The organism is Streptomyces sp. NPDC043908 (genome assembly GCF_056435525.1).
Genome location: NZ_JBWKEI010000006.1, coordinates 370,942 through 384,587, shown reverse-complemented (window position 1 = coordinate 384,587; position 13,646 = coordinate 370,942). Strand labels below are relative to the sequence as shown.

Annotated in this window: 17 protein-coding genes, 8 tRNA genes and 1 pseudogene; 11 read left to right on the top strand and 15 right to left on the bottom strand. The window is 60.9% G+C overall.

Going from position 1 to position 13,646, the window contains the following annotated elements:
- Positions 1–30: 30 nt before the first annotated feature.
- The 15 genes and pseudogenes from nrdJ to AC069K_RS16585 all read right to left on the bottom strand — a co-directional run bounded on the left by nrdJ (position 31) and on the right by AC069K_RS16585 (position 9,430).
- On the bottom strand, positions 31–2,028 hold the full coding sequence (gene nrdJ / locus AC069K_RS16655) for a ribonucleoside-triphosphate reductase, adenosylcobalamin-dependent (RefSeq protein WP_478616638.1): 1,998 nt from the start codon (positions 2,026–2,028) through the stop codon (positions 31–33).
- Positions 2,025–2,576: a hypothetical protein gene (locus AC069K_RS16650; RefSeq protein ID WP_478616636.1), complete on the bottom strand. Its 552-nt coding sequence runs from the start codon at positions 2,574–2,576 to the stop codon at positions 2,025–2,027. Before AC069K_RS16650 ends, nrdJ begins: the two co-directional genes overlap by 4 nt.
- Positions 2,573–3,382 carry a metallophosphoesterase gene (locus AC069K_RS16645; RefSeq protein WP_478616633.1) on the bottom strand — a complete coding sequence of 270 codons (810 nt, stop codon included), beginning with the start codon at positions 3,380–3,382 and terminating at the stop codon, positions 2,573–2,575. Before AC069K_RS16645 ends, AC069K_RS16650 begins: the two co-directional genes overlap by 4 nt.
- Positions 3,379–3,765, bottom strand: coding sequence for a hypothetical protein (locus AC069K_RS16640; RefSeq protein ID WP_478616630.1), 387 nt, complete (start codon positions 3,763–3,765; stop codon positions 3,379–3,381). Before AC069K_RS16640 ends, AC069K_RS16645 begins: the two co-directional genes overlap by 4 nt.
- Complete coding sequence (locus AC069K_RS16635; protein ID WP_478616627.1) at positions 3,762–4,037, bottom strand: hypothetical protein; 276 nt, start codon at positions 4,035–4,037, stop codon at positions 3,762–3,764. The genes AC069K_RS16640 and AC069K_RS16635 overlap by 4 nt, the downstream gene beginning before the upstream one ends.
- Positions 4,034–4,441 carry a DUF3310 domain-containing protein gene (locus tag AC069K_RS16630; protein ID WP_478616624.1) on the bottom strand — a complete coding sequence of 136 codons (408 nt, stop codon included), beginning with the start codon at positions 4,439–4,441 and terminating at the stop codon, positions 4,034–4,036. Before AC069K_RS16630 ends, AC069K_RS16635 begins: the two co-directional genes overlap by 4 nt.
- On the bottom strand, positions 4,438–5,136 hold the full coding sequence (locus AC069K_RS16625; protein WP_478616621.1) for a topoisomerase: 699 nt from the start codon (positions 5,134–5,136) through the stop codon (positions 4,438–4,440). Before AC069K_RS16625 ends, AC069K_RS16630 begins: the two co-directional genes overlap by 4 nt.
- A gap of 22 nt (positions 5,137–5,158) precedes the next feature.
- Positions 5,159–5,362, bottom strand: a pseudogene (locus tag AC069K_RS16620) (hypothetical protein); the annotation flags it as partial.
- Positions 5,325–5,486 carry a hypothetical protein gene (locus AC069K_RS16615; RefSeq protein WP_478616618.1) on the bottom strand — a complete coding sequence of 54 codons (162 nt, stop codon included), beginning with the start codon at positions 5,484–5,486 and terminating at the stop codon, positions 5,325–5,327. The gene AC069K_RS16615 and the pseudogene AC069K_RS16620, both read right to left, overlap by 38 nt.
- Positions 5,487–5,501: 15 nt before the next feature.
- Positions 5,502–5,789 (bottom strand): hypothetical protein, encoded by a 288-nt coding sequence (locus AC069K_RS16610; RefSeq protein ID WP_478616615.1) that lies wholly within the window; start codon positions 5,787–5,789, stop codon positions 5,502–5,504.
- Complete coding sequence (locus AC069K_RS16605) at positions 5,782–6,219, bottom strand: endonuclease VII domain-containing protein (protein WP_478616612.1); 438 nt, start codon at positions 6,217–6,219, stop codon at positions 5,782–5,784. Before AC069K_RS16605 ends, AC069K_RS16610 begins: the two co-directional genes overlap by 8 nt.
- Positions 6,219–6,557, bottom strand: coding sequence for a hypothetical protein (locus tag AC069K_RS16600; protein WP_478616609.1), 339 nt, complete (start codon positions 6,555–6,557; stop codon positions 6,219–6,221). The genes AC069K_RS16605 and AC069K_RS16600 overlap by 1 nt, the downstream gene beginning before the upstream one ends.
- 46 nt (positions 6,558–6,603) lie before the next feature.
- Complete coding sequence (locus AC069K_RS16595) at positions 6,604–7,437, bottom strand: AAA family ATPase (RefSeq protein WP_478616606.1); 834 nt, start codon at positions 7,435–7,437, stop codon at positions 6,604–6,606.
- 129 nt (positions 7,438–7,566) lie between these two features.
- Positions 7,567–8,361, bottom strand: coding sequence for a RecB family exonuclease (locus tag AC069K_RS16590; protein WP_478616603.1), 795 nt, complete (start codon positions 8,359–8,361; stop codon positions 7,567–7,569).
- Between the two features lie 565 nt (positions 8,362–8,926).
- On the bottom strand, positions 8,927–9,430 hold the full coding sequence (locus AC069K_RS16585; RefSeq protein WP_478616600.1) for a hypothetical protein: 504 nt from the start codon (positions 9,428–9,430) through the stop codon (positions 8,927–8,929).
- Between the two features lie 487 nt (positions 9,431–9,917).
- Here AC069K_RS16585 and AC069K_RS16580 point away from each other — a divergent pair, with 487 nt between their 5' ends.
- The 11 genes from AC069K_RS16580 to AC069K_RS16530 all read left to right on the top strand — a co-directional run bounded on the left by AC069K_RS16580 (position 9,918) and on the right by AC069K_RS16530 (position 13,645).
- A complete protein-coding gene (locus AC069K_RS16580) occupies positions 9,918–10,262 on the top strand; it encodes an HNH endonuclease (RefSeq protein WP_478616597.1) in 345 nt (114 codons plus the stop codon).
- Positions 10,263–10,336 (top strand) — tRNA-Phe (locus tag AC069K_RS16575).
- An 80-nt stretch (positions 10,337–10,416) separates the two neighbouring features.
- Positions 10,417–10,491, top strand: a tRNA-Ile gene (locus AC069K_RS16570).
- Positions 10,492–10,611: 120 nt separating this feature from the next.
- Positions 10,612–10,684, top strand: a tRNA-Glu gene (locus AC069K_RS16565).
- 154 nt (positions 10,685–10,838) lie between these two features.
- Positions 10,839–10,910, top strand: a tRNA-Asn gene (locus AC069K_RS16560).
- Between the two features lie 4 nt (positions 10,911–10,914).
- Positions 10,915–10,987: transfer RNA gene (locus tag AC069K_RS16555), tRNA-Met, on the top strand.
- Positions 10,988–10,991: 4 nt separating this feature from the next.
- Positions 10,992–11,064, top strand: a tRNA-Lys gene (locus tag AC069K_RS16550).
- Positions 11,065–11,129: 65 nt separating this feature from the next.
- Positions 11,130–11,202 (top strand) — tRNA-Trp (locus AC069K_RS16545).
- A 150-nt stretch (positions 11,203–11,352) separates the two neighbouring features.
- Positions 11,353–11,428: transfer RNA gene (locus AC069K_RS16540), tRNA-Pro, on the top strand.
- 214 nt (positions 11,429–11,642) lie between these two features.
- A complete protein-coding gene (locus AC069K_RS16535) occupies positions 11,643–12,068 on the top strand; it encodes a phage terminase small subunit (RefSeq protein WP_478616594.1) in 426 nt (141 codons plus the stop codon).
- A gap of 14 nt (positions 12,069–12,082) precedes the next feature.
- Entirely contained in the window at positions 12,083–13,645 is a 1,563-nt protein-coding gene (locus AC069K_RS16530; protein WP_478616591.1) for a hypothetical protein, read from the top strand.
- The last annotated feature ends 1 nt before the right edge of the window (position 13,646 follow it).

Sequence of the window (13,646 nt, the reverse complement as noted above, 5' to 3'; positions counted from 1 at the left end):
GAGGCAACTAACTGGCCAAAGAGAAGGGCCTCAGATCGGGCAAGCGCCAGAGGCACAGATTTCGTCGTAAGAGGTGTCCGCGGTCTCGATTCCCACAGCCGCCGCAAGCTCCTCGTACTCTTCCTTGGTAATCCGCTCGTAAGGCGGCTGCTCAAAGGAAAGCTCCGGGAAGACCGTGGTTCCCTTGAGCCTCGGAAGAAATGGCACCAGGGCCTCAACGAGGTCGTCAACCGAATATGCGTTGGGATCGACGTTCACCGTGTAGGAGACCGCCTGATCCGCCCAGTGCTCTTGATAGAGAGCCTGAACCGACAGCATGTCCCGAAGGGTCAAATCTCCAGCGTGCTGGAAGTTCTCGCCCCCGACCTCAACAAGCGGGTCTTTCGTGGGGATGGTGACGACAGAGGTATTGGCCGCATACTTGTCCGGCTCCACGTGGTACCCCTTGCGGCGGTACTCCTCGACCTGGGCCTTCTCGGAGGGCTCAAGGTCAGAGAAGCGGATACGCCGCTTGAAGTACCCCGCAAACGGCGCGTGAACGGCTTCGCCGCTGGTGCCGGCCAGCTTGCTCGTGGTCCCTGTCGGCGCAATCACCCGCGTCTTGATCGGGACAGGAATCCGCAGTTCGTTTGCGTACTCCCGAGCCGCGAGGGTGACTGTCTGAGCCATGATGTCAAGCTCAAAGTCGATGCCCTCCCTAGCAGCCTCGGAATACTTCACCCCGAGCTTGACCAGGAAATCAGCGAAGCCAAGATGTCCGACACCGATGCGTCGGTATCTGGCAATAGCCACAGCCGACTTCGGATCAGCGACCTGAGCGAAGGTGGCCCTGATCAGATAGCGAGTGAGGTACCTGTGAGCCTTCCGAAGCCCCTCATCGTCTATCTCCCCGTTGTCGTCCACGAACGCGCCGAGATTGACGGAACCGAGATTGCACGGCTCCCACGGGGTAAGTGTTGCCTCGCCACATGGATTCGTAGTGTAGGTGCCGTCAACCTCCCCCTCAGCCGTCAGGCTCGAATTCCAGATACCGGGCTCGCCATTCCGGAGCATTCCGGCTGCGATCTCTCGGAGGATCGGCATGGACGGAGATGACATCTTGCCGAGAAGACGTATGAAGTCGTCGTCAATCTCGACCGATACATTCGTCGTCCAGTGGCCTCCCTCCGCCTTGATCCGCAGGAACGTCCAGATGAGCGGATCACGCCAATGCATGATCGACATACGGGCCGACCGCCGGACACCACCAGAGACGATGCACTGAGCTATCTCGTGGTCGATCTGCATGGCGTCGATGCCGTGGAGCTGCCGGCCGTGGCCGCCCTTGAGCACCTGGCCCACGGCCTTGAGCATCTGCCCGAACGGCTGAGGTCCGCTGGCCGTACCGCCGAACGCCTTGAGCGGCGTCCCCTTGGCCCGTACTCGGCTCACGTCGTAGACCCGAGCTGCGTGACGCGTCTTGGGATCGTGGGCCGTCCGTACGAGGTCCCCCAGGGCCTCAGCCCAGCCCTCACGGCTGTCCTGGACCTGATAGGCCCCCGTCCACTCGTGGCTGTACTCCGTGCTGATCAGCCCGGCCTCAACGAGGTCAAGGAAGTCGGGATGGTCGGGGTCACAGACGATGTGAACCTCTACCGGGATGACCAGCTCGGGGAAGCCCTCGAAGTACCGCGATGAGTAGTTGGCCCCAACACCCCCGCCTTCCGCCAGGCGGAGGAGGGCGAACATGAAGTGTTCCTCAGGCCGCTCGGGGTCCCAGCCTGCCGCCCAACAGTTGTTCAGGGCGAAGTCAGCGACACCCGAACTCTTGAGGTGCCTCCCCGCCGGCAACACCTTGAAGGAGCCGATCAGGTCGAGCAGCGCCGCCCTCTCCCCCTTCTCCGTGTAGCGCTCGGGCACGAGGGCGAGGTTGCCGTCTACGACGCGCTCAACGGTCTCCTCCCATGTCTCCTGCTCTCCCGAGGGCTTGACCCTGGAGTACGTCCTTTCGTAAACCGTCTTTGCGGTCTCGGTGGGAAATGCAGTCATGCAGTCACCTTTCGTAGATCCCGATTCATCTGACGTGCGAGCGCATCGAGCCCGCGGTTGCTTGCCTTGCGCTCTGTGTCGTCCTTCGGCGGCATGCCGTAGACATACCGACGCATCAGCACCTCTCGCGTCTTTGGAGCCAGCTTGTTGAGCGCCAAGGACGCATCAAGACGGGCAGAGACGAGGTTGTCTGTGATGCGGCAGGAAAGAAGGTCGTCTTCTCGCCCGAGCATCTGACCAAGCTCGTCGTCTGAGTAGACGAAGGTGGCTAGGGCCAACTTGGCTTCGTCGGGCGTGTAGTAGTAATTCCCGTCCTCAACGTCTCGGGCATCGCGCTCCTTTGAGGCGTACTGCGTGCCTGCCTTCTTGGCGAACTGCCACAGAAAGGTGTCCGTGTAGTTCTGCGCGATCAGCGTCTTTCGCTCGTAGGCGTGAAGAAGAATGGCCTGCTTCACGTCGTCCTTCTCCACCACGCTCCAGGCGGAGGCGATGGATCGGGCTGTCTTGTCAGCGATATCCGCCACGTGAGCCCAGTCGATCTCAGTCACGCGGTTCCCCCCTTACTTGCAAAGCGCCCCCCAGCGCCACGAACGAGCTTGCCGTAACGAACGCCTTCAACGACAAAGGAGCCGTCCCGGCGAACGTCTACGGGATAGGGGGATACGTCGTGGTCACCGACGTAAAGAATTCCGAAGCCTGCTTGCCAGTTGGCGACGGCTCCAGGGCCCAGGTATTGAGCCTTCCTCGGGTCCATCATGTGTCCGACCTCGAAGCCCCATCGCATTCCCCCGAGATGCGAAGGGCCGTGCCGGCGGACGCCCAGGCGGTGAGTGTGGCCCATGACCAAGTTCATGGTGGCCTTGCTCGCATGACCGTAGGCGGTCGTTCCTGCGATGCTCGACAGCCCCTTGATCTCGTGACCATGGATAAGCCCGGTGTCGGGCCCCACCTTGTGGAAGGGCGGTGTCAGGGAGATGCCGAAGCCGTCGAAATCCAGGAGCTTGGAGAAGTGGAAGTCATCGGCGTACTCGGCCAGGGCGGGAGCCTTGGCAGATAGGTAGGTTCGCGGCCGAAGGTCATGGTTTCCTTCCAGGATGCCGAAAGGCCCGTCGTAGACAGCTCGGATCGGCTCAAGAACCTTGCGCTTCGTGACTTCCGAATCGCTCTTGACCTGCTGCCGATACTCGTACCTCGTGCCCTCGTTCCAGCGGCTTGGGGTCTCGTAATCGTTGAGGTCACCAATCTGGTACAGCTCGTCAGGCTGATAGTCCCCGATAAAGCCGATCAGGTTGTTGAGTGCCTTCGGATCGTGGTACGGAACCTGAAGGTCAGATATGACGACTACACGCTTCAAATGGTTTCCCCCGTTGCCTTCGCGTAAGCCAGTCCCCAGGGGTCTCCGTCGTCCTGGCTCATCTGCATGTCGTTGAATCGGGTGTACGTCCCCTGAGAAAGGTTCGGGAAGAAGCGCCGAACAACCCCGTAGGCCCTACAGCCCTCTTCCTTCACGAGGTCTTCCAGGGGAATGCCAAGCCGGTGCAGGACAACGCCGACAGCGCAGCCGGCAGAGACGAGAGAGCCGTCCTCGTCCTTGTGCACGTAGAAGCAAGAGCCGTCGCGCTCGTCTTCCTTCATGTGGGCGGGAGCCGAATACACGTACTCCGCTCGTTCCGCCACAACGTCCCTCAGGGCGGTAAGGGCGATCTCGTCAGTGACCTGCTCGACGGCCGTAGTCATCGGCTCTCCCCGTTCTTGTAGCACTTCGGATCTGCGATGACGGCAATTGCCTTTCCGGCCTTGCCGCCTCCTCTGGTGGTGAAGACTCGATGCCCGAACCCGTCGCACTTGTCCGCGAAGTTGGCGAAGCCGTCAGGCATGGAGTGAATACGCGCGGGACCGTCGTCCTTGTACTGCACGGGAGCGTCGTTCCATTCCTCGGTCATGGAACTGCACGCGGAAAGAGAAAGGGCCGCTATAGCGGCCCCGGCGACGACAGCAATCCGTTTCACGACTTCTCCATTCGGGATATCTCGCGGTCGATGTACCAACGAGCCTTCTTGAGGTCTTCCAGCTCGGTCGCCTTGGACTTGCGTCCGGCACGAGCGATGTACTTGACCGCGTTTCCACGGTTGAAGTTCAGATGCTCGGTGAGGTCGATTACCTCAAGGCCGTTCGGAAGCCACGTGTAGTGACTCGGATGGTCTACTGAATCGGTCTTGCCGATCGGATCACTCTTCACGAGGTCGGCTCTCACTTCGTCTTCCATGAACCAGAGGTAACGAACTACGGGGCCGTATACCTTGACGTAAAGGGTGTACGGGTTGAGATGCGTCCGGTTGCGGACGCTCGCAACACGCCCCCTCTTACCTGAGTGTGGCCCTTCGGTGATTACGACTTTGGAACCGACGTTCACATGCCGATCCTTTTCCTCAGGGCTTCGGGCCCGAAGTTGGTAAGCACAGAATTGGAATCGCGGGAATCGGTCATCTTGATGACCTTGCCGTTAGGCAGGTCGGCCGCTAGTTGGTCCATGAAGACCAATCCCGGCTCATCCTCGGCAATGAGGTAGACGACCTCGTAACCCAGCAGTGCGGGGGTCCAGTAGTCCCGCCATGTCCCGGTGCCAGGGGCACCCACAGCAGGGATGCCGGCGAGCGCCCAGGACTGCGTGTCGAACTCGCCTTCAACGACCACCAGGAGCGGGCTGGGCTCGATGAGGGCCGACGTGTTGTAGAGCCTCGGCGGATCGCCAGGAAGGCTCTGGTACTTGCCGTGGCCCTCGTGCCGCTCCTTCTCCCCCTTCTGGAAGAAGTAGAGGCCGTCAGCGTCCTTCACGCACTGTTCAGCGATGCACCGGAAGCGGCAGGTGGCTACGCCATGCTCGCCGCCTGCGGGACGGATGTAGGGGATGCAGAGGCTTCCTGCGTACCGCTCATGCCCAGGTAGAGCCGAAGCGACGTAGCCCAGGCCGAACTTGCCCGCTACCTCCGCGAGGCCCCGCGCCGCTACGTACTCCTCGGCCGGGCTCCCTTGGTAGCTCTCGTGGTACCTCTTCGCTGTCTCCACCGAATTCGGTACGTGCGAATTCTTTGGCTTCAGTGAAGCCAAGTTTCTCCTCCCTCATGATCACGGCATAGGAGTCTTCCGACAGATTGCATGCGAAGCAGTTCCATCGGTCTTTATCGAGATCCACCGACGCCGAAGGATTGGAGTCCGGATGCGAAGGGAGGGGGCAAGCGATTTTCACTCGCCCCCTCGATGCCTTCAGCTCCAGCCCGTAGAAGTGGGCGAGGACTCTAGCGATCGGTGGTTTCGATGAGCTGTCGCTCACCATTGGGACCCACCTTGTAGCGCGTCACCGGAAAGTCGTACTTGCGGGCTGCGGACTGCCACATGTGGTAATTGCCGCGCCACTGCCGCGAGTAGGACGGGTCAGAGCCCGTGTGCGTGTCGCTCATGGCTGCCCCTGGGGCTTAGAAGCGGTACGACGGGTAAGAGGACTTCGGCTCGTTGAGCCACCGCAGAGAGCCGGACATCTGCTTGAGAATCGGCTTGCCGATGGTGTCGATACCAGCGCGCTGAAGCGCGTAGTAAATGCCGTCCGTGTGCTTGCGCGGGGAACCCTTGCTGTCGCCGGTGATGTTGCCCACCAGGGCGTGAAGGGCCTCGGCCTCCTCATGGGTCAGGGTCAGCGTGACCGCCGGCACCTTCTTCGTCTCGGTGACGATCTTCTCAACGTGAGTGCGCTTGGCCTCAGCCATTTTCAATCCTCTTGTCGTAGGTGTAGCGAGGTCCGAGAACTTTCCAGGCCGGATAGTCCTCTAGGTAATCGGCGGCCCTCCGCAATACGTCTGGCCTGTCCCGTGCCCCCCGTGCTAGGAGCTGGCCATTGCATCGGGCACAAAGAAGGCCGCGAACCGCCTCCGTCTTATGACAGTGGTCCACGGCCAGATTGGTCTTGCGCGTCTCTCTACAGATCGCGCATTTTCCCCCTTGCGCCTCCAAGAGGCGCTGATAGTCCTCGGCAGACAACCCGTAGGTGGCTTGGAGCCTCGCGTTTCGCGATGCCTGCCGACGACTGGTCTTGCGACAGGAAGAACAGACCTTCCCCCGAGAGGAGGTGTAGAACCTCTCAGACCTGTTCTTCCCGCACTTCGTGCACTCCCGATATCCCTTGCGGGTCTCGGCCATTAGACCCCCGTCCTGATGGCCCTTTCCAGCTTGCGCAGTTCCTTGAGTCGGGCGTTCTCGTCCACCATGGCGAAGAGGTTGAACAGCGGGATTGCCGTGGTCAAGCCCTTTTCGCGGAAGTTGATGACTGCCGTCTTCACCCCGCCCTTGGCGGCCCCCACGAGGACCCTGGAAAGCTGGTGCAGGTTCAGACGCTTCGGGTCGCCAATCTCCACGACCATGGCGACGCCTTCCGTGTCCACCCCCGACAGATCCAGTCCGGGGAATCGGCCTTCCAGAGCGAAGCCGAACTCACGCTCAGCCTTGAAGCCGCCCCGGATGATCTGTGCTGCTGCCACGCTTTCCATTTTCAAGCTACGCCTTTCGTACCCAGGAGGCAACTAATTAAGCAGAAAGAGAGTCCGGAAGCTCGTCGTCAAGCTCCTCCAACCGCAGGTTGGCGCGGTTGAGTCGGAAGCTCGCGAAGGTTCCTCCGGACGAATCCTCGAACCCTTCCCGATTCTTCACCGGGCTCACATTAAGGATGCGGCTGTTCATTCCGTCAACCTCTTTGTGGATGGTGAGGATGAGCGAAGGTACGCGGTGCACCTTGCCCTTTACGCCGCTGAGCGGAATGGGCTTCAATCCGTCGCTGTGCTCTCCAGTCACATGGTGGAGACCGAGCACATGGGCGGCCGTCGCCCGCGCCATGTCGTCCAAGTATTCGCACAGGCCCTCCAAGCCGAATGTGAAGCTCTCCGCATCCCCCACGGCTCCAGTGTCGACGTTCGTAACGTTGTCCACCACGAGCAGATGAGGAGTGCATCCATACACCTCCAGATAGCACAAGAGGTGAAGCTCAATTTCCTGCTGCGTCGGCCTGGCGGAGAAGTTGAACCTCGTCCACCAGCGCTTTCCTAGTGCTGCTTCATACTCCGAGAAATCTCCCTCCGTCAAGGCTCGCTTGATGGTCTTGGAGTCCTCACCGGTAATCATGGCCGTGGCCCTGGATACCTGGGTTGCGGAGCTTGAGTCAGCAGAGAAGTACAGGACCGGAACGTTGGCCGTCATCGCCAGGAACAGGGCGAAGAGGCTTTTTCCCGTGCCTGGACCTGCAACGACTAGGGACAGTTCCGAGCGCCGGAACTCGACCTCTAGACGCTTGAGGGACTTGAACGTGTGAGGGATCGGCTCGCCTGCGGCCCCCCGGATTCTTACCGACTGAGCAAGGGAGAACAACGGCTCACCTTCCTTTCCATCACACGCCCCACCCAGGAGGCAACTTACTTGCCTGAAAAAATGCCCCGGATGGGGCGTGTCCTGCTACTTACAGCATATGCCAGGGGCATCTACCGGGCAATGCGGTTCCTACCCACGTCGAGATGAGCAGGCGTGAGAGACATCGCAGAAGCGGCAGTGAAAGCCGGGCTTGGCGGGGAAATCCCCCGCCTTCACGCCCTGGTCCATCTTCACGAACCGGTCTGCTACGTCGGCCTCGGTGACGCCGGTCAGGTCGACCGGCCTGGAGAGGCCACCCGTCTTGGCCATGTACCAGTCCGCATCATTGACCTCCACCCCCAGAACCTTGCGCGCCAAGACGCCGTACGTCTGGAGCTGGAACTTGCTCTTCGTGCTGCCTGTCTTGAGGTCCCGCACCCGGACCGAGCCGTCAGGCCCGTCTAGGAGCTGGTCCACGTAGCCCTGGACAGTGACACCACCGATGTCAGCCGTCAAGTGCCTTTCGATGCCGGGCTTGCCGGCGGGGTCCTTCCAGATGGAGGGCTTGTGCTCTTCAGCCCACCGCACGTAGGACCGCGCCTGATCCATCCCGAGGACGTATCGAGCCTCTATGTCCGACTGCCCATCGGTGCCGGCGGTCATCCACCGGTCAAGGTTGGGCTCCTCGGCAAGGCTCTCGTTGATGAGCCGGGTGTAGTCATCGTGAAACAGGTCTGCGACCCGATCCGCGGTGAGCTTCCTCCCGCCTTCCTCGTACGTCTCGATGGCAGCGTGAAATGCCGTGCCCTGATGAGACCACGCCGCAGGACGGGGCTTTACCCTTTTAAGCCGCTGTAGCTCGTACTGATGCGGGCACTTTTCGTACTGCTCGGCCTGACTGACTGACCGCGACATGTTGGCCAGCACAGAAAAACGGTCGCTCATGCGCCTCCCAATCGGGTTGCAACTCGGGATGCACAACGTGCACCCAGAACTTTGTGGACAACGGGAACCACCTGTGAGGGTGATCGTAGAACTCCGTTTCCACAACCCGATTTCGCCAAGGAGAGCGCAACTCAGTACTGACCTTCAGAAGGGCTCTCTCGTCCGCTCCGAACATCGCATCTGTCTCGGTGACGATGAAGTACGTCCCTACTGTGAGCGTGGCTACCCGCGCGACCCTGAGCGCGTCGGATCGGTAGACCTCCGTCCTCTGGACGACCCGAGCCCCATTGATCGCTTCCCGCAGCTCCTCACGGGTCTCACACCGGCTTGCCGATGCCCCCAGGACCATGAGAACCACGCCCCCCTCCCATCGTGCTGTGTCCGTCGTGCCACTCGAACGCCCGTACGAAGCGCCGTTCGTGCTCATGAGCGTACGCCGCAGCGCACGTGAAGCAAACGTGAAAATCGATGTGACCAGGATCACTCTCAACAAGTTGTTGCAGCAGCACAACCAAAGAAGGCCCGTGCAGGTCAAACCTGCTCGGGCCTCGCTTCTGTGCGTAAGTTACTCGGCTGTAGCTTCCCGCGTAGACTCGCTCTGAGCTGGGGTGAAGCGGAACAGCGCAGTCCGGTCGTCCTGCGGAACGTCCTCGGGCCACCGGATGACGAGAGAATCGTCTCTCTCGGGATCACGCTTCACCCAGCGGACACCTTGGACCGGGTCCAGGGATAGAACCTCCCCAGAGTTCAGATGGTTCCAGAACGTTCGCAGAGCGAGTTCCGATCTTGCTGACACTTCCCCGCCCATGCGCTGGCGCACCCAGGCCCGCAGACCAGTGAAGGACTCGGAGTTCTTCAGAGCGTCCTTATCCGGATAACTGGCCAGGTCCCATGGAAGGACGTTGGTCACGTCCTTATACGCCTGCCGCGCGTACTTATCCATGTTGTTGAACGCCTTGGTCACTGCCTGGCGTTTGATTTTGTATTGGTCTGCGATTGCCTGATGGGAAAAGCCAGCCGCTTCGAGCTTCAGAAGCTCGGCATCGCTGGGGAGAATTCTTGGTCTCATTTCCCGTTCCTTATTAGGTCAGTCGCAATCAGGGTTCAAGGTGCAGCATCCTCCAGCGGGTTGGGGCGCGGGAGCGTACCGCATGCTACCGGGCCAGCCTGGTACCCCACATCGGCTTTGTAAGCTCATGTGATCTAGGTCTCAGGTGTTGCCCGACGTGTCCCGGAGGAGCCCACAGGACACGTACATACTTAGTGAGAGTTAAAGACAACAGATGCGGTTGCCTTGGTGCTCAGTCAATTACTACTAGTAACGAAACAACGTTGCTTTACTTGACTGAGACCTTCCGTTTACTCCTCGTTCAACTAACTTCTTCCCCCTCTGTTGAGTCTCCCTGCTGGTGGTCAGCCCAGGTAGAGAGCCAGTCGGGGCAGGTGGCCCCGGCGCCAGACTAGAAGCCTCCGGGGCCACCACCAAGAGTCTTGGCGTAAGAAACGCTCACGTGTCTCAACGTGTTCGAACGACTTTTCGAATAGAGGTGGTGGCCATGCCCCGCGCTGCGTCCATCTGCCTCGTAGGTGGTTGCCCAAGGCGAACTGTCCGCTCTGGCCGCTGTGCTGAGCATGCGCCTACTGAGCGTGCCTGGGCTCGCACGAGCGCCAGGAACCAGATCAGGGATGCCGCCCGGCGACTGTGGGACCGACGCATCAGACCGCGTGCCTTGGCACGTGACGGCTTCGCCTGCGTCCTCTGCGGAGCCAGGGAGGCCCTGGAGGTCGACCACATCCTTCCCATCGCCCAGGGCGGTACTTGGACCCTGGACAACGCTCAAACTCTCTGCCAGACGTGCCACCGAGCCAAGACGGTTAAGGACCGCCGGCAGGAGCAGTAACGGCCCCTAGCTCAGACGTGTAGAGCACCGGAGTGAAATCCCGGAGGTCACTGGTTCGAATCCAGTGGGGTCGGCGCAGGTGCCCGTGCCGGAACACGGGATAGCCCGGAGGTGTATGCGATATCGGACCGCAGCCCGATCCCTTCCGGGTCTATGGCCATTAGCTCAGCCTGGTTAGAGCACCGCCCTGATAAGGCGGGGGTCCCTGGTTCAAATCCGGGATGGTCAACGAGGACAGGCGTCCTTTCCTGAGGGCTTAAAGCACGACTTAGGCGGCGTGCACCTGTCCGTGAAAGTGGGGTAGCTCCCCTGTCTCTGAAACTCGCCCTGATCAGGTGACGGACGAGACGCGCGTTTAGTTTAGTGGCCTAGAACTCCTCCCTTTCCGGGAGGCGACGCGGGTTCGAATCCCGCAACGCGCCCAATCTTTGGAGCTGGGAAGTATGCGGATGACCGGGACCCGCGGCAGTGGCCGCGTAAGAGTCTCAGCGGGGGCATACAGGGCTCGGGGTGGTTTCCCGAGCCCACGACCGGGACAACGGGGATGGCGGCCTACCGTGCGGCCCGCCGGTCTAATGACGTGTAGCTCAATGGCAGAGCAGGGCACTGTTAATGCTCGGGTTGCTGGTTCGAGTCCAGCCATGTCAGCCGTAGCGGGATAGCGCAGTTGGTAGCGCGCCGGGCTCATAACCCGGAGGTCACCGGTTCGAGTCCGGTTCTCGCAACTCTGGATCTGTAGCTCAGTTGGTAGAGCAGAGGACTCTTAATCCTCTGGCCGTAGGTTCGAGTCCTACCAGATTCACGGAGCAAGAGACATATGTAGGGCATGCACTCCCTTGGCGCTGTGAGACAGCGGCTCTCTTGCAATGGGACGTAGCTCAATCGGAAGAGCACCGGTCTCCAAAACCGGGGGATGTTGGTTCGAGTCCAACCGGCTCAGCAGTGGTGGTCATCGCCTCTGCCCCGTGGTCGACGTGGGGGCAAGCCGTGATCACAACCACCCTGGCACATCGAGGTGGCCCAGACATACAGCGCTGGGGAAATCGGTGCAGGCCCGCAGACACCAGCTCGGCCCTGGTGGCGGTCCCCTCTGGTCGTAGCTCAGTAGGCAGAGCGCCGCATTTGGGATGCGGAGGCCGCAGGTTCGAGACCTGCCGACTAGACCACCCAGGCCCCCGAGGAGGGGCCTTCTTTGTTGTTACCTCAGGGAAGTGATGCAGCAATGTACGAGGGCCAGGACGAGCCCGAGGGGCCCCGGCTGAGGGCCGCTGACCAGCCCAACAGGGCCCAGCGCAAGCGGGGTTGGCGTCAGGATGCCCTCTTCGAGATTGAGGACCTGGCGGACCTCGTGGACGTAGACCTCTCGGGGGTGAGGCTCCCATGACACGAGGACCAGCCCCCAAGGAGAACGCCCAGCGCCGCAACGTGCACCCCAACGCACAGAAGTTGCCGGCGGAGGCCCAGCCCGGCCGCGAGCTGCCTAAGGGGCTTGGCATCACGACTCCCGGAGCTAAACGGTTCTGGAAGACGTGGAGCACGGCACCCCAGACAGCGGCTTGGACAGAGACCGACTGGGCTGAGTTGGAGCTGACTACCAAGCTCGTTGATGGGCTTTTCCTTGGTGACTTGAAGCTCGCCGGTGAAATCCGTCAGCGCGTCGCCAAATGGGGCGCAACGGTTGAGGACCGTGCTCGACTCCGAATGACCTTTGAGAAGCCCGACGAGGGCGAGCCCGCGGCTGCCCCTGAGACGCCCGAAGAGATGGATATGGATGAGGAGCTTTACAAGCTGCTGAACGGCTCCTAGATAGGCGGTGATCCTTGCAGACAGGCAATCTGCCCGCAGGGGTCCCAAAGCCGAACGAGACGCTTGGTTACGGCATCATCCGATGGGCTCAGAAGTTCATTGTCCAGCCTGATGGAGACACGGCGGGCGAGCCCTGGAAGTTCACCCCGGAACAGCTTCGCTTTGTCTTGTGGTTTTACGCCATCAACCCGGATGGGACTTGGAAGTACAGCGCGGCCACTCTCCGCCGCGCTAAGGGCTGGGGAAAAACGCCACTCCTGGCGGCCCTCGCCATTGTCGAGTTCCTAGGCCCTTGCCGCTTCTCGCACTGGGACGCTTTCGGCCTCCCTGTTGGTAAGTCTGTTCCGCTTCCCGTGGTTCAGGTTGGCGCTACCGCGCTCGACCAGACCGAGCAAACCATGGACATGATCCGAGGCATGCTCTCGGAGTCTCCAGCCGAAGCCGTTTATGGGCTGGACATCGGCAAGATGGTCGTCCAGTTCAAGTCTGGCAAGCCGGGCAGCATCAAGCCCAAGGCGACTGCCGGCAGGACCAACGAGGGTAACCGCCCGACGTTTTGCCTCATGGACGAGGTCCACCACTGGGTTGGTTCGAACGGTGGCCCGGACTTCTACCAGACGTTGAAGCGGAATATCGAAAAGACCACGAAGGCGGGTAGCCGCTGGGTCTGCACGACCAACGCTTACAACCCCAACGAGGACAGCGTTGCTCAGATCATCCACGAGAGTGAGATGGTCGCGCAGGGCTATTGGCTGTACGACTGCCTTGAGGGCTCAATAGCCCTCGAAGACATCCGAGACGCCGAAAGAGTACGTGCGGCCCTCGTAGAGGCATACGGAGACGCGTCCTGGGCCGACATCGACGGCCTGACTCGAACTATTCTCTATGACCGGACGACTCCGGACTCAACTTACTGCCGCTTCTTCTTCAACCAGATCGCTGAATCCTCAGACGGCTGGATGAGTAAGAGTGAGTGGGACGCCTGCTTTGACGAGGACGACCCCATTAAGCCCGGCGATCAGATAGCCGTGGGCTTTGACGGGTCGATCCGCGGTGACTCAACTGGGCTCGTAGGCGTCAGATTGCGTGACGCCAAGCTCTTTGTTCTGGGCGTCTGGGAGCGTCCTGAGAATGCCCCCGATGACTGGGAAGTCGATGTTCTCGCCGTTGAGGCCGCAGTAGCGGAGACGTTCCGACGTTATCGCGTCGAATGGTTCTACGCCGATCCGCCGTACTGGCAGGAGAACATTGGCCGCTGGGCAATCGAGCACGGCGAGGATTACGTATTTGAGTTCTGGACGAACAAGCCCACGAGGATGGTCCAGGCCGTTGAGCGCTTCCGCACTGCCGCAATGGTCGGTGACCTGAGGCACGACGGAGACCACAGGCTTACTCGGCACGTCCTGAACGCTGTTACTCGTGAGGTTCCTCAGGGACTCCTCATCACTAAAGACAGTCCGAGATCCAAAAGGAAGATCGACCTTGCCGTATGTGCCGTCCTCGCCCTGGAGGCGAGAGCTGACGCCATCGCTGATGGCCGCATGCAAATTCGGAGGTCACGAGTAGTGGGGTGGTAGC

What these genes read in the sequence shown, in the direction of transcription:
- AC069K_RS16535 (WP_478616594.1), top strand. Translation starts at nt 11,643, where the DNA reads ATGACACGAGGACCAGCCCCCAAGGAGAACGCCCAGCGCCGCAACGTG.
- AC069K_RS16610 (WP_478616615.1), bottom strand. Translation starts at nt 5,789, where the DNA reads ATGGCTGAGGCCAAGCGCACTCACGTTGAGAAGATCGTCACCGAGACG.
- AC069K_RS16640 (WP_478616630.1), bottom strand. Translation starts at nt 3,765, where the DNA reads ATGACTACGGCCGTCGAGCAGGTCACTGACGAGATCGCCCTTACCGCC.
- AC069K_RS16585 (WP_478616600.1), bottom strand. Translation starts at nt 9,430, where the DNA reads ATGAGACCAAGAATTCTCCCCAGCGATGCCGAGCTTCTGAAGCTCGAA.
- AC069K_RS16580 (WP_478616597.1), top strand. Translation starts at nt 9,918, where the DNA reads ATGCCCCGCGCTGCGTCCATCTGCCTCGTAGGTGGTTGCCCAAGGCGA.
- AC069K_RS16590 (WP_478616603.1), bottom strand. Translation starts at nt 8,361, where the DNA reads ATGAGCGACCGTTTTTCTGTGCTGGCCAACATGTCGCGGTCAGTCAGT.
- nrdJ (WP_478616638.1), bottom strand. Translation starts at nt 2,028, where the DNA reads ATGACTGCATTTCCCACCGAGACCGCAAAGACGGTTTACGAAAGGACG.
- AC069K_RS16605 (WP_478616612.1), bottom strand. Translation starts at nt 6,219, where the DNA reads ATGGCCGAGACCCGCAAGGGATATCGGGAGTGCACGAAGTGCGGGAAG.
- AC069K_RS16615 (WP_478616618.1), bottom strand. Translation starts at nt 5,486, where the DNA reads ATGAGCGACACGCACACGGGCTCTGACCCGTCCTACTCGCGGCAGTGG.